Raw genomic sequence first — 24311 nt, 5'->3', positions numbered from 1 at the left:
CATTGCCCCCTTACGGAATCTGATGGCCGAACGATCCGCCTTCGATGCTCAGGCCGCGCTGGGCTAGTGCCTGGAGCACGTCTTGCCGCTGGCCGAACAGGGCGACGGTTCCGTTGACCAGCAGCAGGATCTTGTCGACGCTGTGCAACAGGGCCGGCCGCTGGGTGATGGTGATGACGGTGATCTTGTTTTCCTTGGCGTGCTGGAGCGCGCGGGCAAGGGCTGCGTCGCCGGCTGCGTCGAGGTTGGAGTTCGGCTCGTCCAGCACGACCATGCGCGGGTTGCCGAAGAAGGCACGGGCGAGCGCGATGCGCTGCTTCTGGCCGCCTGAGAGCGGTGCGCCGTCGGCGGCGACGAATGTCTCGTAGCCATGCGGCAGCGTGGCGATCATTTCGTGCACGTCGGCGAGTTGGGCCGCCTGGTAGATCTCCGCGTCGGTGGCGTCATCGCGCATGCGGGCGATGTTGGCCTTGATCGAGGCGGGGAACAGCTGCACGTCCTGCGGCAGGTAGCCGATGTTCTCGCCGAACTGGCGCTGATCCCAGTTGCGCAGGTCCATCAGGTCGAGGCGCACGTTGCCCGAGGTCGGCAGGATCGAGCCGACCAGCATCTTGCCGAGCGTGGTCTTGCCGGCGCCTGAATTGCCGATGACTGCGAGCGAGTCGCCGGGGGCCAGGGCAAAGGTGATGCCGTTGAGCACGACGCGCTTGGTGCCTTGCGGCACGAACAGCAGGCGTTCGACATCGAGCCGGCCTTCCGGGCGGGGCAGGTTGAGCCGTTCGAAATTGAGCGGCGAGGACTGCAGCAGGCTGGCGATGCGGCCATAGGCGGCACGCGACTGCACGACCTGGTTCCAGCCTTCGATGGCGCCTTCGATCGGGCCAAGCGCACGGCTGGCGATGATCGACGCGGCGATGACCATGCCGCCGCTGAGATGGCCGTCGAGCGCGAGATGCGCGCCCCAGCCGAGCATCGCGACCTGGGTCAGCAAGCGGGTTGCCTTCGACGTCGCGGCAAAGGCGATGTTGCGATCCTGCGCGATGACCTGCGCACGCAGCGAGCTTGCGGTGTCCTTGCCCCAGATGCGCACGGCTTCGGGGATCATGGCGAGCGCGTTGATGATCTGCGAGTTCCGCGACATCGAGTCGAGATGCAGATTGGCCTTGCTCTGGTGTGTATTGGCCTCGCTGAAGGGTGCCGCCGTCGAGCGCTGGTTGATGATGGTGATGACCAGCAGGATCAGCGACGTTGTGACGACGATGAAGCCGAGATGCGGGTGCACGAGGAACACGGCCAGGACGAACAGCGGCGCCAGCGGTGCGTCGAGCAAGGTGAGCAGGGTGCCCGAGACGAGGAACGACCGGAGTTGCTGGAGGTCACCGAGCGTCTGGTATTCGCGGCCGTTGCTGTTCAGGGCCGCGCGGGCTGCAGCGCTCAGGATCGGGGCGCCCAACTGGGCCGCGACCTCGACAGCGGTGCGCATCAGGATGAGGCGGCGGATGGCATCGAAGATGGTCTGCAGGACCACTGCGCCGACGATGACGACCGTCAGCATGACCAGCGTGTCGACGGAGCGGCTGGTCAGCACGCGATCGGAAATCTGGAACAGGTAGAGCGGTATCGCCAGCACCAGTACGTTGCTGGCCAGCGTGAACAGCATGACGATCAGCAGGTTGCGCTTGACGACCTTCAGGCCGGTCTTGAGCGAGGCAGAGAAATCGATCGGCCCGAGACGCTTGTGGAAGACGCCGCCACCGCCTCCGCCACCGCCACCACCGCCGCCACCGCTGTCGATATCGCCGCCGTTGGGGCCCTTGGCCTCGGGCAGTCTTTCCTTTGGCTTGATCGGTCCGTTGTCGGCGTCGATCACCTTGCCGACCGGCATCGAGGTGTCTTTCATTTCAGTCTTCGCCGGCCCTTGCGGTTCGCTGACCCGCATCTCGGGACGAGGGGAGGCCGCTGCTGCTGCAGGGGTTGGCGAAGGCGTCTCGGCGGACGTGGTCCTGGCCTGGGGCGCATCGTCGCCTTTTGCAGCTGCGATGGGTTCCTCCGGAGTTGCATGCGGGGCTGGTTGGGACCGCATGCTCGGCGCTGCTGCGGCGGGCGCAGACGCTGGGGGGCGTTGAGCCGTAGCGCTCCGCTCCGGAGGTATGATCGAAGGCTCGGCCATCGGCGGCCTTCCTGATGGCAGCTGGGTGCTTGCCGGTATCGCCTGCGAGGGTGTTGAAGGCGCGGGCGAAGGGGCGGAAACGCCGGCCGACGGAGGGGTTGCCGGAGCGGATGACTTGTCGCCCGCTTCTTCATGCAGCCGCCCGACGACCTTGTCGATGTAGCTTTCGAGGTGGTCGAGTGCCCGTTCCTGCGAGGCCACGGCAGTCGACAGTCTCGCTTCCGCCGCAGGTTTGCCTGCTGCCGCTGCCGGCTTGCTTGCTGCCTGTGCGGGCCTTGCCTCCGAATGCCTCGGCGCCTGCGGGCTGTCCTGGCTGTCGCCGTCGTCCGGCACGTTATGAAAACCACTCCAGCCTTCACGGTCGTCGGTCATCTTGCGCCCCTCTGAAACGGCTCAGCCCAGCATGTGCTGCATGACGTCAGCCGATCCGGAATCGGCCGGCTGCGGTGCAATCGGATTGGTATTCGAGGCGTCGCCGGTGTCGTCGGTGCCGTCATCGAGAAAAACGACGGCTTCGGTGACGAGTATGTCCGGGTTCTGCGCACCGAGGTCCGGATCGCTCGATACGAGATTTGCCTGGATCAGGATCTCGTCGGAGTAGCTGTCGCCGCCGACATAGATCTTGGACATTCCATCGACGTCGACGATGGTCGCGTCGTTGACCAACTGGTTGCCGCCGGTGGTGATGGTCCATTCGGCGTCGGGATTGGCGACCAGATTGTTCATGGCAAGCGCCACCTGGTCGCTGTCGCCGACCACGGTGGTCTGCTTGATGTAATTCAGATTGTAGATGTCGCCAGAGATGTAGAGCACGCGCAGCACGCCGATGCCGGCGAATGCGGCGTCCTGGAGAATGGCGTCCGGCAGTTCCTTGTTGCCGCCCGCGAGGTTGCCCCCCGCCGTGCTGTAGCCATCGGGCAGCGCCTCGGCGGTCGCGTTGCCGACGTTGACGATGCTTGCCTGGTTCCAGAGCAGATTGTCGCCCGTCGAGACCGAGCCTTCGCCGGTCGTTTGGAAGCCAGAGACCGCGCCGATCACATCGTTGTCGAGCAGCAGGTTGATCTGGTGAATGATGCTCGCGTCGTAGACGTTGCCGCCGATGATGATGAGGTCGTAGTAATTGCCGATCTCGTTGAGGCTAAGCCCGTTGAACGCGGTGTTGTCGCCGGTCGAGACGACCGACTGCACACCCGACGACGAAGCAATGCAGACGTCGTTGTCGGTCACGAACGCATATTGTTCGATCCAGTTCATCATGATGAGGTCGCCCGAAATCTCGGTGACCACATAATAGGCGGGGAACCCGGTGGGGGCCTCGGCAGGCGTTTCGTCGCCGGCGGAGGTGTCGATGTGCTTGAACATCGCGATGTTGAAGCTGAGGTTGTCGCCGCCGCCCGGGTCGAAAGGCCAGCCGCCGACCGCCGAGCCGACGCTGTCGGTGTCACACGTGCCGTTGATCTGGATGATGGCGTTGAGCGAGATATGGTCGCCCATGACGGCCATGACCTCGGCCGATGCCCAATCGTTGACCACGACTGCGTTGTTGATGACGGTGTTGCCGCCGGTGCTGATCTCGACGCTCGGGTTGGCCGTTCCGTCTCCCCAGCCGTCCATGAAATCGCCGGAGTCCGGAGGCGTGTCGGTATCGAGCGGAGCGTCAGGCCCCTTGGCGTCGTCGTCCTGTTCCTTCAGGAAGTTGACGTAATCTTCCATCTTCGGGGCGTCGGCTGCGTCGATCAACTGGCCATTGAAATAGGTGCCCTCGATCGTTTCGGCCTTGACGCAGAAGACGTCGGCGTTGCCGTGGTCGTCGGCCTCGAAGTCGTTGAAACGGGCTTGCGCGGTGGTGACGAACGTCGCCATTTCCTCGGTCGAGCCCGGAAGCGTCAGGTCGTCGATCGGCGACAGGTCGGCCGCTGCCTGCTGCATGTCGGCCATGGGGCTTTCGTCGACGGGCGGCGCATTGAACTTCAGGCCACTGCCGCCAAAGCCGACATAGTCGTTGTCGGAAAGCCGGATTTCCTGGTTGACGATGGCAGCCAGGTCGCCCGGCGGGACGATCTTTGGCAGGACGATGCCGCCCGAACCAACCGTCGTGCCTTCCGGCAGGTTGGTGTAATTTTGGAGGAACGGTCCATCGGGAACCGGTACGTCGGGAGGGGTGAAGGCGACGTTGGTCCAAACCGTGATTTGCTCGATCTCGGGCCTGACGCCGACATATTTCACGCTCGGGTCGAAGTCTTCCAGGGAGTGGGAGGTGTCGACCTTGAGGGCGGCAGTCTGGTGCTCCGGCAATTGCTCATCGGCCTGCTGCTTGGCCCTGAATTCGTCGTAGGCCTGCTTGAGGCGGGCTTCCTCACTCGCCGTGTCGAAGAGGCCAATGAAGTGAGCGATCGTCTCGGTAATTCTGTCGAAATACGCGGCATACATCGTAGTGCCTCCGCCCGAATTTCAGGCGCGGTGAGGCGCAAATGTGCTCCACCGGCCAAGATGGACTGCGCGGGGGTTACCCGCGCAGTCCGGCTCACTGGTTCCGCAAGCGCGGAGCCTCATGCCGATGGCTAGAGCGTGCTGTGGTCGTTGGCGTCTTCGCCAGTCAGCGTCTCATGGAAGTTGCCGCCCACTACGGTCATGTCGACCGTATTGCCTTGCAGGTTGGCACCCATCACGATCTGCTGGTTGAAGGCGCTGGTGTCGATGATCGCATCGGCGCTGGCTTCACTTGAGCCAGTGACATAGCCGTCATCGCCATTGCTCGAGCCCCAGGTGCCGCCAGCGCCACCGGCGCCGCCAGCTCCACCCCATGCATCGCCAGCAGTGCCGCCGCCGCCGGCGCCGCCGGACCAGGCTGCGCCGCCAGTTGCGTTGCCGCCGGTGCCGTCAGCCCAGGCGCCGCTCAGCGCGCTGCCGCCGTCGCCGTCGCCGTAGGCCCAGGTGCCGCCGCTCGTGCTGGCGCCGCCGGTCGCTGCGCCTGCCGTAGCGGAACCACCGGTTCCTGCGCCGCCGCCGCCGCCGCCGCCGCCAGAGCCCGTGCCGTCGCCGTCGCCGTCGCCGTAGCCAACGCCTGCGCCGAGGCCGAAGCCGAGAGCGTCGCCGGTATCGCCATTTGCGTCGCCGGCATTGGCCTTGGCATCGCCGCTGTCGGCATCTGCGTTACCGGAGTCGGCGTCGCCGCCGCGCCCGCTGTCGGCATTGGCGTCGCCGCCGTCGCCCTTGGCGTCGCCGCCTTCACCGAAGTTCAGCACGGGGATGATCGGCACGAATGCATCGATGCCGTCGCCGCCGTCGCCCTTGGCGTCGCCCGCTTCGTTGTCGTCGATGTCGCCACCGCTGCCAGCGTCTGCCTTGCCGGAATCGGCATCGGCGTCGCCGCTGTCGGCCTTGGCATTGCCGCCATCGCCCTTGGCATCACCCGAGTCAGCTTCTCCTGCGCCGACGCCAAGTCCGGCACCGAGGCCGAGACCGAGGCCGAGGCCGAGACCGGCTCCGCCGTCGCCACCCCTGCCACCGTCACCCTTGCCGCCGTCTGCGTTGGTGTCGGCGTTGCCGCCGTCGCTGTCGCCGCCTTCGGCCTTGGTGTCGCCCTTGGAGTCACCACCCAAAGCTGCGCTCAGCGCCAGGCCGCCTTCGCCCTTGCCGCCGTCGGCTTCGCCGCCCTTGGCATCGCCGCTGTTGCCGCCGTCGGCGCTGCCGCCGTCGGCCTTGCCACCGCTCGCGCCGCCGCCGCCTGCGTCGATGCCGTCACCGGCAGAGGCATGGCCGCCCTTGTTGTCGAACTCCTGCTTGAAGTCGCCGTCGTTCTTGACGGTGGCTTCTTCAAGCTTGTCGTTGTCGACCATGTCGGCAGTCTGGTTGATGAGGAAGGCGTTGCTATTGGCGCCCATCGAGCCGTTCAGGATGTCCTTGAAGTTGATGTCGTCGCCTGGATCGTAGGTGACGTCGCCGTCCTTGCTGAACAGCACATCACCCTTGATGTCGCCGCCGCCGGTGTCGATGTCGGCAAAGTCGTTGTCTTCCTTGTAGTCGCCGAGACGGCCTTCGAGATCGACATCAACGTCGACGTCGACGTCGACCTTGGTCTCCGTCTTGTTCTCGTTGACATTCTCGTTCTTGGATTCGTTCTTGTTTTCGTTTTCGTTTTCGTTCTTGGATTCGTTCTCGTTCTTATTCTCGGATTCGTTTTCGTTCTTGTTCTCGGATTCGTTCTTGTTTTCGTTTTCGTTCTTGGATTCGTTCTCGTTCTTATTCTCGGACTCGTTCTTATTCTCGTTTTCGTTTTCGTTCTTGTTTTCGTTCTCGCTGTCGCCGCCCAGTTCGATTTCGTTGCCGACGAACTGCAGGCCAAACGCATTAAGATTGTTGCTGTTACGATCAGACATCGTCTTGTCCTCGGTTGGGACCGCGATTACCGGACCGTTCTCATCTTTCACACGGTCTTGGGGTCACGCGGACTACGGGTTGATTTACGAATGCACTGATTTTCGAGAATGAAGGGGTCTGAAGGCTGAAGGGGACTGAGCAGCCGGAGGCCCCGAAGCTGTCTGGATGGCTGAAAACCTCCCTTTTTTGGCTTGGGCGGAGGCTGGGATTCTCACAATTCCGTGATTGTCGGGCGTTTACATAAGGCCCTGGTCACGAGCAATCGGAGTTCCGGAAGCGCCACACCCTTGTTGGCTGAACCGGCAAAGGGTGCGACCATGACCGTGAAATTGGTAGCTGACAGTTCGCGCTAGGCTGTTCGGCTAAGCGGCTCAAGAACTTGCGGCGATGATCTAGATACTGCCGCCGGAATTTCGGCGCGAATTACTAGATGCTTGCCGTATATGTACAATTGCCAGTCATTCGCAGGTAGAGCGCCGTGGTTCCGGCTGCTTGTACCCGCGAAAAATCTGCCGGGTCGAATGCTTTGAGAGAAGTTCCGCCCGGGCTAGAGGCTAGATCACGCGGATGCCCGACAATCCGGACGGACTACACAAATGCGCCCGATAGCTCATCTTGCTTATACCGAACCGTTAACAGGAGGTGTATGATCAACCAATAATGCTCCCCATCAGGCGGCACGTGGGGAAAATCGCGCATAGTTGCGAACATTGGGCGGGAGATCTCATGTATCGGGTGGCAATTCCCAGCGCGCGCCGCGCTAACGGAGCTGGTGGCTCCGTGCAGAAAACCTGCAAGACATTGCTGATTGTCGCTCCGGCGGACTTCGTGTCGGAGTGCTTGGTCTTTGCTATTGAACGCGAGTTTCCGTCGATCGCCGTCGAACAGGTGGCGACCTTGGCGGAGGCCTGCGTTTCCTTCGAGTGCCCGGTATCGCTGATATTGCTCGATGCTGGTCAATTGCCTGACGTGGCAGGCCACTCGGAACGCATCTCGCACCTGCACCCGGCAGCGCAGATCATGCTGATCCAGGAGGACGGGCGGCATGAGGTTTCGATCCGCGACGTGGTGACAGCCCGCAACGTGCGCGGCGTCCTGCCGATGAACCTGAAGCTCGACGTCTGGCTTTCGGTGGTTCGCCTGGTGTTGCGGGGCGGCGAATACTTTCCACTCTCGTTGTTCGAGCCGATCATCGAACGGCGAACGACGGTCGCGACCGCGTTCAACGAGGTGGTGGTGCCCAAGGCCGTGGTCCAGGCGGACGGCGACACCGACGACTTCGACGAACTGACGGATCGCGAGTTGCAGATCCTGGGCATGGTCGCGCGCGGCCTGCAGAACAAGCTCATTGCGGCGGCTCTCGGGCTATCCGAGCACACCGTCAAGATTCATCTGCACAACATCATCACCAAGCTCGGCGCGCACAACCGCACCGAAGCGGCCGCCATCTTTCACGGGCGTAGGGGGGAGACGATCGGCGAACGTGACATCGGTGCAGGTGCGATCCAGGCGCAGCTGCCGTTGGGGGTGTGAGCGCGCGAAATGCCGCGATTCCAGGATGTCCTGCTTACCGTTGGCCAGCTCAACTATACCTGGACCAACACCGAGAGCCTGCTCATCTATCTGATCGCCGGCCTTGCCAAGGTCGACAAGGAAACGGCGATCATCATCTTCCTGACGCTGAATACGACGCGCGCGCGGCTCGACCTCGTCGAGCGGCTGGCCAAGATGGCTAAGACGCCGTTGCCCTGCCGCGAGGCGGTGCTGGCCGTGTCGGAGCAACTGACCCACCAGGGCAAGCTGCGCAACAAATATAGCCATTGTATCTATTCGTTCGACGAGACCGGAACGCGGGCCAGCACCCAGCTGATGCGCATTTTCGACAGCAAGGATTCCGTCCGCTACGGCAAGAACGAAGAGCTGGACGACAACGAGATGCACCGCATCTCCGCCTCGATCGAAGCGATCCGCGACATCAACCGGCAGATATGGAAGATCGTCGAGGACAATGCGTTTCCGCATTGAACGCCGCGCCAAGGCCCGCCGGTCGCGGTGCTGCGGGCCGGCGCATCATACGCCGATGCGGGACCACCTGCCGGTTTCGAACTGCGACTGACGAGCAAAGTAGCGATAGGGCGTGCTCTTCCAGTTCCTGACCGAGCCAGTGAGATTATCCAGGATGAGATCGCCCTTGTCGGTGCGCACGGTCAGCACCGTATGTCCGGCGCCGCGATAGTGGGCAACGGTCAGCAGCAAGGTCGATGCCGGCCAGCCCCGCTTGCGCAATTCGCTCTTCTTGAGGATGGCAATGTCCTCGCAATCGCCCACCGTCGTGGGCAGTCGCCAGTTGTCCGAACCGCTGGCGGTCACAGCGTCATTGCGCTGGCTTATGCGTCGGTTGACCGAGGCGTTGACCTGCTTGAGGTCGTTCATGCGTTCGTCCGTCAAAGCCATTACCGCGGTCTTGCCCGCGGTGCTGCATAGCCCAGGCTGGCGGGCGCAGAAGGTGTTTGCCGCCGGCGGCGCAAAGGCATAGCCGACGGTTGTCATGCTTGAACCGGGAGTGGTTGACTGGCTGCAGCCAGCAGCGATCAAGGCGATCGCAAAGAGCGCCACGAATTTTTGCACGTGCTGTCCCCTCTCTCAATGGGTGACCAGCAAACAGCATATTAGAGCTAGATAAATCAACCCCAACGGGAGGACTTTGCACCGTTTTCAAAAGGATGTATGATTAAAAAAGTGTTTCCGATGGTCGGAACATTTGATCATAGCGCCAGTTTGGGGACGGGCGCATTTTTTCCCTCAGGAGGAAGAAATGACGACGTACCCAACCTGCGTACGCGGGATCCATTCGATTCTGTTGGTCTCTTCGGCACTTGTGGCCGTCAGCTTCATCACCCCCGCATCGGCACAAAGCAACATCCGGCCGGTCATGTCGGCTGCACAGTGCCAACCCCTTACCCAAGGCAACTATGAGATGTGCTGCATTGCGCTGAACCGCGGCAGCATCATGTCGGACGACCAGCTGGCGCAATGCCCGCCGCTGACGACGTCGCTGGTCTCGGCCGTACTGGCCGGCAGCGAGAACGATGGCAATGACGGCGGAACTGGCAGCGACGGTGACAGCGGCGGCGACGGCGATGATGGCGACGACGGCGATGACGGCGATGACGGCGACGATGGCGATGACGGCGACGACGGCGACGACGGCGACGGTGACGGCGGTGGCGGCGGCGGCGGCGGCGGTGGCGGCGGCGGCGGCGGTGGCGGTGGCGGCGGCGGTGGCGGCGGCGGTGGCGGTGGCGGCGGTGGCGGCGGTGGCGGCGGTGGCGGCGGCGGCGGCGGCGGCGGCGGTGGCGGCGGCGGCGGCGGTGGCGGTGGCGGCGGCGGCGGCGGTGGCGGCGGTGGTGCCGGCGGCGGCAGCTGATCGATCACACGCCTGATCACTTGATGAACTCAGTAAGCCGGGCGGCATTGCCGCCCGGCTTTTTGTTGGTCAGTTCTGCATGCGGGCTGGGACTTGTTGCCGCTTCGGCACTACTTGGACACGGCCGAGTAGCGGTCGTCGGACAAGGTCATGCCCATCACAAGACCCTTGACCCTTGCATTCACCGCCACCTTTCGCACTTCCTGGAACATGAAGATGAAAGGCGAAACGCGGCTGTGCACTTTCTGGATCGCCTCATACATGCCCTTGCGCGTCGTCGTGTCCTGTTCGCGCACGGCCGCCATGGCTTCGGGTGAAAGGGCTCCCGCGTTCCAGCCGAAACGGTCGGTGATGCCTTCCGAGCCGTCGGGCGCATCCTGCTTGTTGACCGCGAAGGCCTTGGCGTTGGAATGCGGGTCGGGATAGTCCGGCCCCCACAGGCCAAGCCAGATGTCGAGGTCGTGATTGCGGTAGCGGTCGAGCCATTCGCGGCCGCCGACGATCTGCAGGTTGAGCTTCACGCCGGCCTTGGCCATGCTGGCCTGGATGGCCTTGGCGAATTCGGTGTAGGGCAGGGTGTCCCACACCACCATGTCGAGCGAAAACTCGCCGCTGACGCCGCCCTCGGCCAGCAGTTCCCTGGCCTTGGCGACATCGAAACTGAAAGGCCTGTAGTCGATCGCGCCGAGAAAACCTTTCGGTACCAGCGTCTGATGCACCTCCATCATGCCGCGCGAGACGGTGTCGACCATGCCCTGGTAGTCGATCATGTATTTCATCGCCTCGACCACTTTGGGATTGGCGAGATACTGGTTCCGCACGTTCAGGCCCATGTAATAGATGTTGCCGGAGCGGCCGTTGACGACGGCAAGCTTAGGGTTGTTGGCGATGGTGTCGAAATCGTCGGGTCCGAGGCGGTTGGCGATGTCGATTTCGCCGGCCTCGAGCAATTGCCGCTGGACCGCACTCTCGGCGACATGACGGATCAGGATGCTGTCGACTTTTGGCGCCGTGCCCCAGTAGTTGTCGTTGCGCTTGAGCAGGATCGACTGCCTGGGTTGCCATTTGCTGAGCGCGAAAGGGCCGGAACCGGCTGAGTTGTCGGCCTTCAGCCAGCCATTGCCGAAGTCGCCGTCGACTTCGTTCGCCTTGACGATCTTGCTGTCGACGATGCCGCCGATATAGGACGACAGGCAATAGAACAGGAAGCTCGGCGCGTAGGTGTCGGCGATCTCGATGACCAGGGTCTGGTCGTCGAGGGCCTTGATGCGGTCATCGACATTCTCCGGCGAGAAACCGAACTGGCCGATGATGAAGGCCGAGCGCGACTTCAGATGGACGACCCGGCGCAGCGAATATTCGGCGTCCCATGCAGTGACGGGATTGCCCGAAGCAAAGCGCGCCGCAGGGTTCATCTTGAAGGTGAAGGTGCGGCCGTCGGGCGAAATGGTCCAGCTCTCGGCGAGCACGCCGATGATCCTGGTGGGGTCGTTGACATCGAAACTGACCAGCGACTGGTAGATCTGGGTGCTGGCAAGCACGCCGCCGACCTCGCCCACCTCGTTGGGGTCAAGTGTCATGACGTCGTCGATGGCGTCGGCGACAATGAGCGTATTCGCGGGCGTTTCGGCAAAAGCGATGGACACGGCAAGAGCCGCGCCGAACATCGCTCCGGCCATGGCCTTCAGAAAACGCATACCAGTCCCCTCATGAGCCTTTGCTCGGCCCAAACTATCGGCTCGGCGGCGTTGGTGAGAAAATCGTCTTAAAGGGCCGATTTGTGAAGTGGTTATATTCTTTATTCTGCATGTGAACATCGAATTCGGCGCTTGGAATGAAATTCCAATGCATGGCTGTTTGGCCGCATCCCATTCCGGACTCGCAGGAAATTTAGGTCGAGAATGCCGTGTGCGGGGCGGGTTGTTGGATTACAAATGTGGTCAACGCCTGTTTTTAGAATCTTTTTCCGGGGAGTAATCCGATGCGTTTTTCTCTGTTTGCCGCTGTCATTACTGCTGGCCTGGCTTTCGCCACCGGCGCGCAGGCTGAACGTCTGACCGACCAGCCGCTGGTCGATGCAGCCTGGCTGAAGTCCAACCTCGGCAACAAGAGCCTCGTCGTGATCGACGTGCGCGACGCGGCCAAGGACGGCGCCAACCCCTATGCCAAGGGCCATGTTCCCGGTGCGGTCAGCGCTCCCTATTCGACGGCCGGCTGGCGCGCCGAAGTGAACGGTGTTCCCGGCATGCTGCCGCCGCTCGACACGATCACCAAGACCATTGGCGACCTCGGCGTCAGCAATGACAGCCACGTCGTGATCGTGCCGAATGGCACCGACTCCTCCGAATTCGGCGGCGCCACCCGCGTCTACTGGACCTTCAAGGTGCTGGGCCACGACGCCGTGTCGATCCTCGACGGTGGCGCGCGCGCCTGGGAAGCCGCAGGCGGCGAAGTTTCGGCCGAAGCGGCCAAGCCCGCGGCGGCCACCTTCAAGGGCGAGCTCAAGCAGGAGCTTCTCGCCACCACCGCCGATGTCGAGAAGGCTCGTGCCGACGGGATCAAGCTGATCGACGGCCGCCCGGCCGCGCAGTTCAGGGGCGAGGCCAAGAGCCCGGTCGTCCGCGCTGCCGGCACCATTCCCGGCTCGAAGAACCTCGAGAACAGCAAGCTCTATGACGCCGACAAGGCTTCCTTCGCCTCGAAGGAGACCGTCGGCAACCTTTCCCAGTCCGTGGGCCTCGGCAAGGACGAGCAGAACATCGCCTTCTGCAACACCGGTCACTGGGCTTCGGTCGTGTGGTTCGGCCTGAGCGAGATCGAGGGCAACAAGAACACCAAGATGTATGACGGCTCGATGGCCGAATGGGCTGCCGATCCGGCCCGCCCGGTGCAGCCCGGTTCCTGATCTCGCGCAAGGCAGATCCGAGGTACAAGATGTCCGGGAGCGATCCTGGACATCTTTCGTTGAACGGGTCATTCCACATCAATTGAAGTTCACGACAGAATTGAAATGACACAGATCAATCTCGCAACTCCGGCGCCGTCGGTGCCCGTCAATCTCGACAAGGGGCCGGTCATCTTCGTCGGGCTGGCCTTGGTGCTTGGCGCACTTGCCATCGGCGAGGCGATCAGCATGCGCCAGGCGCTGCTGTTTCTCATCGGCGGCCTGCTCGGGCTGACCCTTTACCACGCCTCATTTGGCTTCACCGGCGGCTGGCGGCGTTTCGTCGTCGAGCGGCGCGGCAATGCCATCCGCGCGCAGATGCTGATGATCGCGGCGGCGTCGATCGTGTTCATCCCGCTTCTGGCGCTTGGCAATGCAAACGGCCAGGCACTGGTCGGCGCCTTTGCACCGGTCGGCGTGTCGGTGCTGGTGGGGGCTGCGATGTTCGGGCTCGGCATGCAGCTCGGCGGCGGCTGCGGCTCGGGCACACTGTTCACCGTCGGTGGCGGCAGTTCGCGCATGCTGGTGACGCTTGTGTTCTTCATCGTCGGCGCGGTCATCGGCACGGCTCATCTGCCGTGGTGGCTGGAGCTGCCGGCGCTGCCGGAAATCAGCCTCGGCAGGACGCTCGGCGTGCCTGGCGGGGTGATCGTCACGCTGCTCGGCCTTGGCGCTGTTGCCGTGCTGACCGTGCTGGTGGAACGGCGCGCGCATGGCGGGCTCGAAAAGTCCAAGCCGGCACCCCGTCACGGCGTGGCGCGGCTGTTGCACGGCCCTTGGCCCCTGGTTGCTGCCGGGCTCGGGCTCGCCGGTCTCAACATTGCGACGCTGCTGACCGCAGGCCATCCCTGGTCGGTGACCTTCGGCTTCGGCCTGTGGGGCGCCAAGGCAGCACAGGCTGTCGGCGTGCCGGTCGAGACCTGGGCGTTCTGGAACTGGCCCGGACCGGCCAAGGCGCTTGGTTCCAGCGTGCTCGCCGACGTCACCTCGGTGATGAATTTCGGCATCATCCTGGGGGCAGCGCTCGCGGCCGGTCTCGCCGGCAAGTTCGCGCCCAAGGTGCATGTGCCGTTCGCCTCGTTCCTGGCGGCAGCCATCGGCGGCGTGCTGATGGGCTACGGTGCGCGGCTGTCCTTCGGCTGCAATGTCGGTGCGCTGTTTTCGGGCATCGCCTCGGGCAGCGTCCATGGCTGGCTGTGGTTCGCCTCGGCCTTCGTCGGCAGTCTTGGCGGTGTCGCGCTGCGTCCGCTCTTCGGTCTTGATGGGTTCAAGAAATGAGCGCGCGCAACACTCTCCTGTTCGGCACCGCATTCCTCGCCGCCACGTCGGCGGTCGCGGTCGACCACTACCGATTTGCCGCGCCCAAGCCGGCACCGGCGGCGAGTGCGCCGGCGACGCCTTGCGCTGCCGGCAACCCATGCGCTGCAGGCTCGCCCTGTGCGGCGAGTTCGCCTTGCGCTGCCGCGTCGCCCTGTTCGGCCGCTTCGCCCTGCGCGGCAGCTGCTCCCTGTGCGGCGGCGTCTCCGTGTGCAGCCGCCGCTCCTTGCGCGGCCGCGTCCCCGTGTGCGGCAGCATCTCCGTGCGCTGCAGCCGCACCCTGTTCCGCTGCCTCGCCATGCTCGGCGGCTCCGGTTCCGGCGGCAGCTTCGCCCTGCGCCGCAGCGCCGGCAGCCTCGCCCTGTGCTGCCGCGCCGGCTGCATCACCATGCGCTGCCGCTCCCGCAGCCTCGCCTTGCGCGGCCCAGCCGCAATAGGCCAAGCTGCGGCCTGGAGGCCGACGATGGACGAGACAAGATCAGAGGCGGCGCGGCAGGCGCTGTTCTGCGAACAGGTACTGGCCAAGTCGGGCAGCAACGTGCTGCTCGAGACGCTGCGCGAAGCCAAGTCGGTTGCGGCGTGGGAGCACTTCCCCCCGGGTGACGTCTTCGATCCGGAGACTGGCGCGCAGTGGTACTATCACAGCCATCCGCCGCAGGAAGGGCAGGCCGAGCACGGCCACTTCCATTGCTTCGTCCGGCCCGATGGCGCGAACGGGCCAATCCACCATCTCGTTGCAGTCGGCGTCGATGCCTATGGCAAGCTGGTGAGGCTGTTCACGGTCAACCAGTGGGTCGTTGGCGACAACTGGCTGGAAGCCGAAGGCACGGTGGCGCTCCTGCCGCGCTTCGACCTGCATTTCGCTAGGCCGTCCTATCTGGTCAATCGCTGGCTGGCAGCCGTGCTGGCGCTCTATGCGGATGAGATCAAGATACTGATCCGCGATCGCGACAAGGTTCTGGCCGGACACCGGCCCGAAAATGGCGCTCCAGCGCGCGAGGACCGCGCGCTGGAGGTGACGTCCGAACTTGGCGTCGACCTTCGCCAGAAGGCCGCCGGCCTCGGCGTCTGATCACCGCAGGATGATCTCGATCGCCTGGTCGACCACCGGGTGCAGGCCGCTGGCATAAAACGACAGGCGGTTGCCGGAGCCGACATTGCTGGTCATGGCAATCGTCAGGCGCGAAACCGGATCGTGCTCCATCACCGTGACATATCCCGGGATGCTGCCCTGGTGGCCGAGCACCAGACGCCCGGCATATTCGCTGGCGATGAGCCCGGCCCCGGTCTCGCGCAGGCGGGTGCCGGGGTAGCTGACCCTGGAGCGGCCGTCCTTCATTTCGGCGAGCAGGGCCGCCGGCATCAGCCGGCCATCCAGCAAGCCCTTCATGAAGCCAACGAGATCGCTCGGCGTCGAAACCATGTCGCCGCAGCCATAGGCGCCGGAGAAGGGGAAGGAGTCCGACGAATCCTGAAGTTCGTCGGCGTAGGGCAGCACGCCATCCATGCGCCACATCTCGCCGCCTTCGGCCAATGCCGAGCTGGCGTCGGCGGCAGGTTTCGGGCGATGGTAATAGCCCCGCACCATGCGTGCCTCGGGGAAGCCTTCGCTTGCCGGCGACCAGGTATCCTTGAGCCCGAGCGGGTCGAGCACCTTGCGGCGGACATATTCGCCGAGCGAAAGACCCGACGCGGCCTCGATCAGCATGCCGGCCAGCACATAGCCGGTGTTGTTGTAGACGGCGGCCCCGCCTGAGGTGGTCTGGCCGCCGACCTTGAAGGCGAGATCGACGAGCTGGGCCGGCGTCCAGACCAGGCTCGGGTCCATCGGGATGTCGTACTCGAACTCAGGCAGGCCGCCGCGGTGGTTGACCAGCTGGAGCACCGTCACTTCGCCGGAGCGCGGCAGATCGGGAAACCATCCGGCGATGGGAGCGTCGAGTTCGGCCTTGCCTTCTTCGACCAGCTTCATCAGCGCCGCGGCAACAAAGGTCTTGGTGCAGCTGCCGATCTTGAACAGCCGGTCGCGCGTTACCGGAACGTCGTTTGGCCGATCCGCAAGTCCCGCAGTGACGGCGATGGTCTCGCCGTCGCCAAGCGAGAAGGCAAGCGAGGCACCCACCGCGCCATCGGCGCGATAGGTTGCGAGCAGATTGTTCAATTGTTCGAGCATGACGATCTGCTCTCCTCGGCTATTTGACGGCTTACTCGGTGATGTCGACGGTGGCGAAATTCTGCCGGCCGAACGGATCCAGCACGTAGTTGATGACGCTCTTGCGCACCGGGATCGAAACGACCGAGTGGCCAATCGGCGCGAGCGGCACTTCGGCCTTCAGGATCGCCTGCGCCTGCTTATAGATGTCGGCGCGCTTCGCCGGATCGGCTGTGACGCGTCCTTGCTGAAGCAGCTTCTCGAAATCCTGGTTGCACCAGCGCGAGCGGTTGGAGCCGCCGGCCACGCCGTCGCAGGACAGCAGGTAGCTCAGCATGTTGTCGGGGTCGCCATTGTCGCTGCTGCCGCCGATCAGCAGGGCGTCATGCTCGCCCTTGGCCGTGCGAGCGAGATACTCGCCCCACTCGAAAGTGACGATCTCCGTCTTGACGCCGACTGCTGCCCAGTCGGCCTGGATCATCTCGGCCATGCGTCGCGCATTCGGGTTGTAGGGGCGCGAAACCGGCATGGCCCAGAGCTTGACCGAGAGGTCGGCTTCATGGCCGGCTTCCTTCAGCAGCGCCTTGGCACCTTCCGGATCGTAGTCGATGCCGGCATCCTTGACTGCGCCGATCTGTGCGGGCGGAACCACGCTGCCGGCGACGGAGCCGGCGCCCTGGTAGACCGACTCGATGATCGCTTCGCGGTTGACGGCCTTGGCGAGTGCCGTGCGCACGCGCACGTCGCCGAGCGGCTGGTGTTCGACATTGAAGCCGACAACGCCGATGTTCTGGCCCTCAAGATTGTGGACGGTGATGTTGGGATCACCTTTGAGCGCTGCTGCGGCGGCTGCCGGCGGAGGGGCCGCAACCTGGCATTCATTGGCCTTGATGCGCTCGACGCGGATCGTCGGTTCGGGCGTGATGGCGAAGACCAGCGTGTCGATCTTCGGCGCGCCGTTCCAGTAGTCCTTGTTGGCGGCGTAGCGGATCTGGGCATCCTGCTGGTAGGCCTGCAACATGAAGGGACCGGTGCCGACGGGCATCTGGTCGATCAGTCCGGGCGTTCCCGCCGCGACCATCTTTTCGGTCTGCTCGGCTGACAGGATTGACAGATAGTCGAGCGCTATGCCGGGCAGGAAAGTGACGTTCGGTGCGTTCAGCGTGAAGCGTACGGTGTAGTCGTCGATCTTTTCGATCTTTTCGATCATCGAGCCGAGGCCGAGCGCGTTGAAGTACTCGTAAGCCGCGTTCGCCAGCTTGTGGTAGGGATTGTCGGCATCGCGCTGGCGATCGAACGTGTAGAGCACGTCGTCGGCGTTGAACTCGCGCGTCGGCGTGAAGGTCTCGTTTGCGTGGAACTTCACGCCGTGCCGGAGGTGGAAGGTATAGACCTTGCCATCTTCGGAAACGTCCCATTTCTCGGCAAGCCCGGGACCGACTTCGGTGCTGCCCGGCTTGAACTCGACCAGACGGTTGAAGATCGTCTTGGCCGCAGCGTCCATGGTCGAGTCGGCGGTGCCGATCATGGGGTTGAAGGTCTCGGGGCTCGCTTCCGAACAGTAGACCAGCGTCTTGGCATAGGCCTGGCCGCTGAGAAGGATTGTCGAGGCGACGAGCGCCGTACGCAGAATACCCAAGGATTTCATCGCAAAGCTTCCTGCTTTCATGTTGACGTAACCGCGCGGCGGGTCTCCTCCCCGCGCCAACCGATTTGCGGAATGGTCGTGTCGAGCCTCAGCGCGTTTCCGCAGCGCGCGAGGTGTCCAAGAATCGTTCCGGCGACAGCGCGGCGTAGCTGACGCCGAGATCGGCCAGGTCGGCGGGAATGGGATCGCCGCGCATCAGCGCCGAGGAAAGCCGCGCCAGCGTCAACGACACCTGGAAGCCGTAGCCGCCCTGGCCGGCGAGCCAGAAGAAGCCGGGCAGGCGCGGGTCGAAGCCGGCGACCGGACTGCGGTCGGGCGAGAAGGTGCGCAGGCCGGCCCATGGCGTCTGCGGGCGGCCGACGGCCAGGCCGGTCGCTTCCTCGATGTTGTAGGCGGCGGTGGCGACGTCGATGTCTTCGGGATAGGCATCGCAGGGCTCGCTGTCGGTCTCGTCGGCGAGTGATCCGATCAGGCGCCCGGCGTCGGGCTTGAAATAGAAGCGCTCGTGCAGGTCGACCACCAGCGGCCAGTTGCGTGGATCAATGCCCTCTGGGGCGTCGAACAGGAAGGCCGTGCGGCGCTTGGGCCTGAAGCCAAGGCCGGAAAGCCCGGCGCGTTCGGCGATGACGTCCACCCAGGCGCCGGCGGCATTGACGACGATGTCGGCGTCGTGGACGCCTGAACTGGTGGTAACCCGGAAGCGCTCGGGCCCGCGCGAGATCTTCAGCACTTCGGCTCCGCTGATGACGGTGCCGCCGGCGGCCTTGAGCAGGGATGCCTGTGTCTGGACCATCTTGCCAGTGTCGATGTCCTTGGCGTCGGGTTCATGGACGCCGCCGCAGGTCCTGTCCGGTGCGATGGCCGGTACGAGCGCACTCACCTCGGCGGCGGACAGGCGGCGGACGCTCGGTACCAGTGCCTTCTGCTCTTCGGCCATGCGGTCGATGGCGTCGGCGTCGGCGGGACCGCCGAAATGCAAAGCGCCGCGCGTGTGCTCGACAAAGCCGCCGTCGATGATCGCCTGCCGGCTCGCCACCGACAGCGCGCGCACCAGGGCATTGCCATAGGTCTCGGAAAACAGCGCCGCCGAACGCCCGCTGGCGTGGTAGCCAAGCTGGCTTTCGCGCTCGATCACGGTCACCTCCGCCCATTGCTGGACGCTGGCTGCGAGCGAGAGGCCGGCAATGCCTCCGCCGATGACGATCACTTTCTGGGGACGGGAATTTTCGTGCATAGCTATCCGTAAAATCATTTTCGTATGCGGTCAATATTTAGCGCATACGAAAAATTTTGGCGAATCTTGCGATGCCGGAGGAGTTCGATTAGCTACTGAGGACGGGTGATGGAGATGGCCATGTCGGAACAGCCGAATCTCGGCGACTGCCTGCGAAGCCTCAGGAAGCAGCATGGATGGACGCTGCAGGATGTCAGCCACCTGACCGGCGTGGCGGTGTCGACGCTGTCGAAGGTCGAAAACGACCAGATGTCGCTGACCTACGACAAGCTGCTGCAGGTGTGCGGCGGGCTCGGCATCCACGTCACTGAACTGCTCAGCGGCGACAGCAAGCAGCCCTCGGCACGCACCCGCCGTTCGGTCGCCTCACCAGTGAATACGCTGCGCCAACTGACGCGCAACTACGACTATTTTTACCTCGCCACCGACCTGGTGAAGAAGCGCATGGTGCCGATCCTCGCCCACGCCAGGGCGCGGACGCTCGAGGAGTTCGGCCCGCTGACCAGGCATGCCGGCGAGGAGTTCCTGATCGTGCTGAAAGGCGAGATCGAACTCCATACCGATCAATATGCGCCGGTGCGGCTGAAGGCGGGCGAAAGCGTCTATATCGACTCGACCATGGGCCACGCCTATCTCTCGATAGGCGAGGGCGATGCCGAGATGCTGTGCGTCTGCTCGGGCGAGGAGCCCGACATGGAAAAGACGCTGTTCAGCCTCAACGACAACGAGGCACGGTAACGGCTTAAGCCACCCGGCGACCTTCGCGCCAGACGGTGCGGACGACGGGCACATGCTCGTCGACACGTACGCGCACGAGGTCGCCGCGGCGGCCGGCTTCGATGACGCCGCGGTCGGTGAGGCCGACGGCGTCCGCCGGATTCTTCGACACCATCGCCATCGCCTGCGGCAGTGAGATGCCGTCGACGACCTCGCCGAGGAAGAACGCCGACTGGATCAGGCTGAAGGGGATGTAGTCCGACGACAGGATGTCGAGCAGGCCGTGTTCGGCAAGGGCGCGGGCCGAGACATTGCCCGAATGCGAGGCGCCGCGCATGACGTTGGGCGCACCCATGAGCACGCCGAGGCCGGCGCCCTTGGAGGCATTGGCGGCTTCGAGCGTGGTCGGGAATTCGGCGACGCGAATGCCTTGCGCGATCGCCTCGTCGACATGGGCCGTGGTCGCATCGTCATGGCTCGCCAACACGATGCCGCGGGCGTGGCACGCGGCCGATATGACGTCGCGGTTCGGCCTGGAATTGCGGGCGGATTCGCCCATGCGCTTGTCGCAGAAGGCCTTGAACTCGACGTCGTTGAGCTTCAGCTTGCGTTGGTAGTAGTAGGCATAGGTCTCGAAGTCGACGAACTGGCGCTGCCCAGGGGCATGGTCCATCAGCGAGGCCAGCTTGACGCGGTCGTCGCCATCGAAGACGGCGAAACCCTCCTGGCAATCGCCGGCCGAAACTTCGCACCGCAAGTGGATGAAGTGGTCGGCGCGGACACGGTCGGCGCGGACGCTGTCCTCGATGGCGTTGGCAAGCAGCCGCATGTCGGCCGCGGTCAAGTCGGCATCCTCGTCCATGCCGACGCGAAGCGCGTCGAAGACGGTGGTGATGCCGGCGGAAGCCACCTGCGCGTCATGTGCCAGCACGGCGGCGATCGGGTTCCAGCGTACCCGCGGGCGCGGGGCGTAGTGGCCTTCGAGATGGTCGGTGTGGAGCTCGACGAGACCGGGGATGACGAAGTCCCCGGCCATGTCCTCGCCGATGGCGCTGGGGCCGGTGGAGATTTCGGCGATCTTGCCGTCGCGCACGACGATGGAGCCGTCGACCACCTCGTCGGCAAGAACGATGCGGGCGTTTTTCAGAACAAGGTCGGTCATCTCAGGCGGTCTTTCTTTCAGCTTGCTTGCCCAGCGCATGGTAGGAGCGGACCTCGAATGGCGCGCCCGACGTGGGCTCGACGAACAGCGCCAGCCCATCGACCGGCACCGGCTTGTCGAGCACGTTGCCCAGGCATTGCTCGATGGCAGTGCGCACGCGCGCCACTTCCTCGGTGGCGACGCGGCCGGTCAGCGTCATGTGGAAACGGAACGTGTCGAAGACGTAAGGGTAGCCCCACCGGCTGAGGTGGCGGCACTCCTGCGGCGACAGCGCTTCGGGGTTGCGGCGGGCGATCTCGGCATCGCTGAGCGGTGCGCGGAACGGCTCGAAGGCCCTGACGACATCGCCGGCGAAGCTGTCGAGTTCAGGCAGCGGTTCAGCCGGGACCAGCGCGAAGAAGCCGTCGATCTGGGCGAGTTTCAGGCGAGGGATGGCGAAGGGCGTCGCCTCGCTTGCGAAGGTGGCAACCGCATCGATCAGCGAGGCCTCGGAAGCGGCGTCGGCGAGGCGGAACGGCGCCTTGATCGTGGCGTGAAAGCCGTAGCGGCGCGCTGCGGCGGCATGGAACGCGACCTCGGCCGCCGACAATTCGCCAAAGGCCTTGGCGGGGGTCACGTGACCGCCGAACGCATCGCGCCCGAGCCAGCCGGCCGCGATGCGGCACAGCGGATCATCGTGCTCTGGCGTGAAATAGACGGCGTAGCGCATGGCGCGGTTCCCTAGGCAGTCGCCCGATAGATGATTTGCGTGACAGTTTGACGAAGTAGTGGCCGACTTCATCAGATTTGCAATGGCCAGCAACAGATGTTCAGTGGCTGGCCTTGTTGCCGATCAGCCGTTGGCGCAATGCGGTGGAAATATTGTCGAAGATGAACACCACGATCAGGATCAGCAGCACCATGTAGGCGACGTTCTCCCAGTCGGAATTGGTGCGCATCGCTTCCCACAGCTTGAGGCCGATGCCGCCGGCGCCGACCGCACCGATGATGGTGGCGGAGCGGGTGTTCGATTCCCAGAAGTAGAGCGACTGGCTGATCAGCACCGGCAGCACTTGCGGCACCACGCCGTAGCGCTGGACCGAGGCCGGCGAGGCGCCGACCGAGCGCATGCCCTCGCGCTGCTTGTCGTCGATGTTTTCCAGCGCCTCGGAATAGAGCTTGCCGAAGGTGCCGGTGTCGGTGACGAAGATCGCCGAGATGCCGGCGATGGGGCCGGGGCCGAAGGCGCGGGTGAAGAACAGTGCCCAGATCAGCATGTCGACCGAGCGCAGGAAGTCGAAGAAGCGCTTGGCAACCTGGTTGACGAGGCGGTTGCGCGTGATGTTGCGCGCCGCAAGGAAAGCCAGCGGGAAGGCAAGCAGGCTGGCAAACAGCGTGCCGACGAAGGCCATGACGATGGTCTGCAGCATCTTGGTCCAGACGTCGCCATGCTGCCATTCGGAATTGTTGACGATATTGTCCCAGGCAAGGGCGGCGTTCGAAACGCCCGGATCGAGGCGTTCGCCGGAGACGATCAGCGAGAACACCTCGCTCGTCGACTTGCCCCAGAACGGCGAGTTGGCGTCGAAGACGAAGTTCTCCCAGCCCAGGAAGCGGTGGCGGATCTTGACGTCGTCGGCGTCGATCTGGGCGCTGCCGGCAAAGCCGAAGTCGACAGTGATCTTTTCGCCGGGCGCCTTTTGCGTCGCCCAGGACGGCAGGGCACCGGCAACGGTAATGCTCTTTTCCGGCACGATGGCGATGTCGAGCGTTTCATCGCCACGCGACACGAGCACGCTGGTCGGCGTGATCTCGATACGGTCGCGGCCGTCGATCTCGACCGTGACGAGGCTGGCAGCTGCCTTGTTGGCCGCAGGCGCGGCTGCGGTCGCCGCCGGCGGGTCGAAGCTCAGCCACTCGGGATGCCGATCGGCGCGATAGGAGGCAAAGCGCGGATAGCTGATGTCGAGACGGTCATCCCTGAAGTCGATCTGCGGGCGCACCTCGTAGGACACCCAATCGGCGAGATAGGTGCCGGCGATGCCCCAGTTGCCGCCGGCGATTACCGCACCGACGGAGAAGAACCACCAGGCGAAACCGAGATAGGCAACGAGGCCGGCGCCTATTGCCCAGCCGGACAGGCTCTTGCGCCACGAGCCGGTGAAGACGTCGGGGTGACGGTCGGCGACCGACTGCATATCGGACATGGAAAGGCTGGTCATGATCTTATTCCCCGCGACCGAAGGCCTGCTCGCCGACCAGCCTCTTGCGCAGCCAGGCGGAAAGCTGGTCGACGGCGACGATGGTGCAGAACAGGAGGAGGATGATGGCGATGGTCTTGGCTTCGTGGGTCCGGCTGATCGACAGGCGCAGCGCCTCGCCGATGCCGCCGCCTCCAACCGCGCCGATGATGGTCGAAGCGCGCACGTTGATCTCGAGCCGTAGCAAGGCGTAGCTCAGGAAATTGGGCATGACCTGCGGAACGATGCCGAACCAGACGCGCTCGGGCCAGTTGCTGCCGACGGCGCGCAGGCCTTCGTCGGCCTTCATGTCGGCGTTCTCGACAACCTCGAAGAACAGCTTGCCGAGCGCGCCGATGGTGTGCAGCGAAACGGCGATGATCGCGGGTATCGCGCCCATCGACAGGATGGCGAGGAAAAAGCCGGCAATGACGATTTCGGGAAAGGCGCGCAGGATCTCGAGGAAGCGGCGGACGAAGAAGCGCAGCCAGCGTTGCGTCACCAGGTTTGAAGCGGCGAGGAAACAGAGCAGGAAGCCGAAGGCGAAGCCGATCAGTGTCGAGACCAGCGCGATGTTGATCGTCTCGAGCATCTTGTAGACGTATTCGGGCAGGTAGAACGAACCGAAGATGTACATCCGGCCATCGGGGTAGTCGAACTTCAGGCTGCCGTCGTCGTAGGGCGAGGGCAGGTCGAACAAGGCGCGCCAAACCTCGAAGCCGTCGCGCGGGATCATCTGGTCGACGAAGTCGAAGAAATGCGGCAGCCGGTCGAAGAACTTGCCGGCATTGCTCTCGTTGGCGAACCAGAGCGAACCGGACAAGGCGATGAACAGGAAGATCAATCCGCCGGCGGTGTACAGGCGGCGGCGGCCAGCGAGTTCGCGCCAGTGGCGCTCGACCGCGAGGCCGGCTTCCGAGAGTGGCATGGTCATGAAAAGT

20 protein-coding genes are annotated in these 24311 nt (G+C 64.1%); 7 read left to right on the top strand and 13 right to left on the bottom strand.

Annotation, left to right across the window (positions count from 1 at the left end; genetic code table 11):
• Positions 1-10: 10 nt before the first annotated feature.
• The 3 genes from WHT83_RS22530 to WHT83_RS22520 form a co-directional block, all read right to left on the bottom strand.
• The gene (locus tag WHT83_RS22530; protein WP_406872447.1) at positions 11-1900 is read right to left on the bottom strand and encodes a type I secretion system permease/ATPase; all 1890 of its coding nucleotides are present in this window, start codon (positions 1898-1900) and stop codon (positions 11-13) included.
• 663 nt (positions 1901-2563) lie between these two features.
• Positions 2564-4600: a type I secretion protein gene (locus WHT83_RS22525; protein WP_406872446.1), complete on the bottom strand. Its 2037-nt coding sequence runs from the start codon at positions 4598-4600 to the stop codon at positions 2564-2566.
• 131 nt (positions 4601-4731) lie between these two features.
• The gene (locus WHT83_RS22520; RefSeq protein ID WP_406872445.1) at positions 4732-6549 is read right to left on the bottom strand and encodes a hypothetical protein; all 1818 of its coding nucleotides are present in this window, start codon (positions 6547-6549) and stop codon (positions 4732-4734) included.
• A gap of 661 nt (positions 6550-7210) precedes the next feature.
• Here WHT83_RS22520 and WHT83_RS22515 point away from each other — a divergent pair.
• Both WHT83_RS22515 and WHT83_RS22510 read left to right on the top strand, forming a co-directional pair.
• Positions 7211-8083 (top strand): LuxR C-terminal-related transcriptional regulator, encoded by an 873-nt coding sequence (locus WHT83_RS22515; RefSeq protein WP_406872444.1) that lies wholly within the window; start codon positions 7211-7213, stop codon positions 8081-8083.
• A 9-nt stretch (positions 8084-8092) separates the two neighbouring features.
• The gene (locus WHT83_RS22510; RefSeq protein ID WP_108607186.1) at positions 8093-8575 is read left to right on the top strand and encodes a hypothetical protein; all 483 of its coding nucleotides are present in this window, start codon (positions 8093-8095) and stop codon (positions 8573-8575) included.
• A 45-nt stretch (positions 8576-8620) separates the two neighbouring features.
• Here the strand turns inward: WHT83_RS22510 and WHT83_RS22505 are convergent, their stop codons facing one another.
• Positions 8621-9100, bottom strand: coding sequence for a transglutaminase-like cysteine peptidase (locus WHT83_RS22505; RefSeq protein ID WP_108607187.1), 480 nt, complete (start codon positions 9098-9100; stop codon positions 8621-8623).
• A 265-nt stretch (positions 9101-9365) separates the two neighbouring features.
• Here WHT83_RS22505 and WHT83_RS22500 point away from each other — a divergent pair, with 265 nt between their 5' ends.
• Positions 9366-9977 carry a hypothetical protein gene (locus WHT83_RS22500; RefSeq protein ID WP_183264467.1) on the top strand — a complete coding sequence of 204 codons (612 nt, stop codon included), beginning with the start codon at positions 9366-9368 and terminating at the stop codon, positions 9975-9977.
• Between the two features lie 110 nt (positions 9978-10087).
• On the opposite strand, the gene WHT83_RS22495 is transcribed toward WHT83_RS22500, so the two are convergent.
• Positions 10088-11674 carry an ABC transporter substrate-binding protein gene (locus WHT83_RS22495; protein WP_183264466.1) on the bottom strand — a complete coding sequence of 529 codons (1587 nt, stop codon included), beginning with the start codon at positions 11672-11674 and terminating at the stop codon, positions 10088-10090.
• A gap of 284 nt (positions 11675-11958) precedes the next feature.
• Between WHT83_RS22495 and WHT83_RS22490 the strand changes: the two genes are divergently transcribed.
• A complete protein-coding gene (locus WHT83_RS22490; protein ID WP_318763893.1) occupies positions 11959-12882 on the top strand; it encodes a sulfurtransferase in 924 nt (307 codons plus the stop codon).
• Positions 12883-12987: 105 nt separating this feature from the next.
• Complete coding sequence (locus WHT83_RS22485) at positions 12988-14199, top strand: YeeE/YedE family protein (RefSeq protein ID WP_318763894.1); 1212 nt, start codon at positions 12988-12990, stop codon at positions 14197-14199.
• A gap of 67 nt (positions 14200-14266) precedes the next feature.
• Here the strand turns inward: WHT83_RS22485 and WHT83_RS22480 are convergent, their stop codons facing one another.
• A complete protein-coding gene (locus tag WHT83_RS22480; RefSeq protein ID WP_406872443.1) occupies positions 14267-14680 on the bottom strand; it encodes a hypothetical protein in 414 nt (137 codons plus the stop codon).
• 21 nt (positions 14681-14701) lie between these two features.
• Between WHT83_RS22480 and WHT83_RS22475 the strand changes: the two genes are divergently transcribed.
• Positions 14702-15310, top strand: a complete 609-nt coding sequence (locus tag WHT83_RS22475) for a DUF6969 family protein (protein WP_406872442.1) — start codon at positions 14702-14704, stop codon at positions 15308-15310.
• Here the strand turns inward: WHT83_RS22475 and WHT83_RS22470 are convergent, their stop codons facing one another.
• The 3 genes from WHT83_RS22470 to WHT83_RS22460 all read right to left on the bottom strand — a co-directional run bounded on the left by WHT83_RS22470 (position 15311) and on the right by WHT83_RS22460 (position 19272).
• Positions 15311-16411: a serine hydrolase domain-containing protein gene (locus WHT83_RS22470; protein ID WP_406872441.1), complete on the bottom strand. Its 1101-nt coding sequence runs from the start codon at positions 16409-16411 to the stop codon at positions 15311-15313.
• 31 nt (positions 16412-16442) lie between these two features.
• Positions 16443-18038: an ABC transporter substrate-binding protein gene (locus tag WHT83_RS22465; RefSeq protein WP_318763898.1), complete on the bottom strand. Its 1596-nt coding sequence runs from the start codon at positions 18036-18038 to the stop codon at positions 16443-16445.
• 88 nt (positions 18039-18126) lie between these two features.
• Complete coding sequence (locus WHT83_RS22460) at positions 18127-19272, bottom strand: NAD(P)/FAD-dependent oxidoreductase (protein WP_406872440.1); 1146 nt, start codon at positions 19270-19272, stop codon at positions 18127-18129.
• Positions 19273-19392: 120 nt separating this feature from the next.
• On the opposite strand from WHT83_RS22460, the gene WHT83_RS22455 reads away from it, so the two are divergent.
• Positions 19393-20010, top strand: a complete 618-nt coding sequence (locus WHT83_RS22455) for a helix-turn-helix domain-containing protein (RefSeq protein ID WP_108609774.1) — start codon at positions 19393-19395, stop codon at positions 20008-20010.
• Positions 20011-20014: 4 nt separating this feature from the next.
• Here the strand turns inward: WHT83_RS22455 and WHT83_RS22450 are convergent, their stop codons facing one another.
• The 4 genes from WHT83_RS22450 to phnE (WHT83_RS22435) all read right to left on the bottom strand — a co-directional run bounded on the left by WHT83_RS22450 (position 20015) and on the right by phnE (WHT83_RS22435) (position 24304).
• Positions 20015-21151 carry an alpha-D-ribose 1-methylphosphonate 5-triphosphate diphosphatase gene (locus WHT83_RS22450; protein ID WP_108607195.1) on the bottom strand — a complete coding sequence of 379 codons (1137 nt, stop codon included), beginning with the start codon at positions 21149-21151 and terminating at the stop codon, positions 20015-20017.
• A 1-nt stretch (position 21152) separates the two neighbouring features.
• The gene (locus WHT83_RS22445) at positions 21153-21860 is read right to left on the bottom strand and encodes a DUF1045 domain-containing protein (RefSeq protein ID WP_406872439.1); all 708 of its coding nucleotides are present in this window, start codon (positions 21858-21860) and stop codon (positions 21153-21155) included.
• Positions 21861-21960: 100 nt separating this feature from the next.
• Positions 21961-23352, bottom strand: coding sequence for a phosphonate ABC transporter, permease protein PhnE (phnE, locus tag WHT83_RS22440; RefSeq protein WP_406872438.1), 1392 nt, complete (start codon positions 23350-23352; stop codon positions 21961-21963).
• Positions 23353-23356: 4 nt separating this feature from the next.
• Complete coding sequence (gene phnE / locus WHT83_RS22435; protein WP_406872437.1) at positions 23357-24304, bottom strand: phosphonate ABC transporter, permease protein PhnE; 948 nt, start codon at positions 24302-24304, stop codon at positions 23357-23359.
• Positions 24305-24311: the final 7 nt, after the last annotated feature.

The sequence above is a fragment of the Aminobacter sp. P9b genome (genome assembly GCF_045345995.1).
GTDB lineage: Bacteria > Pseudomonadota > Alphaproteobacteria > Rhizobiales > Rhizobiaceae > Aminobacter > Aminobacter niigataensis.
This window is presented reverse-complemented; position numbering and strand designations above follow the sequence as displayed.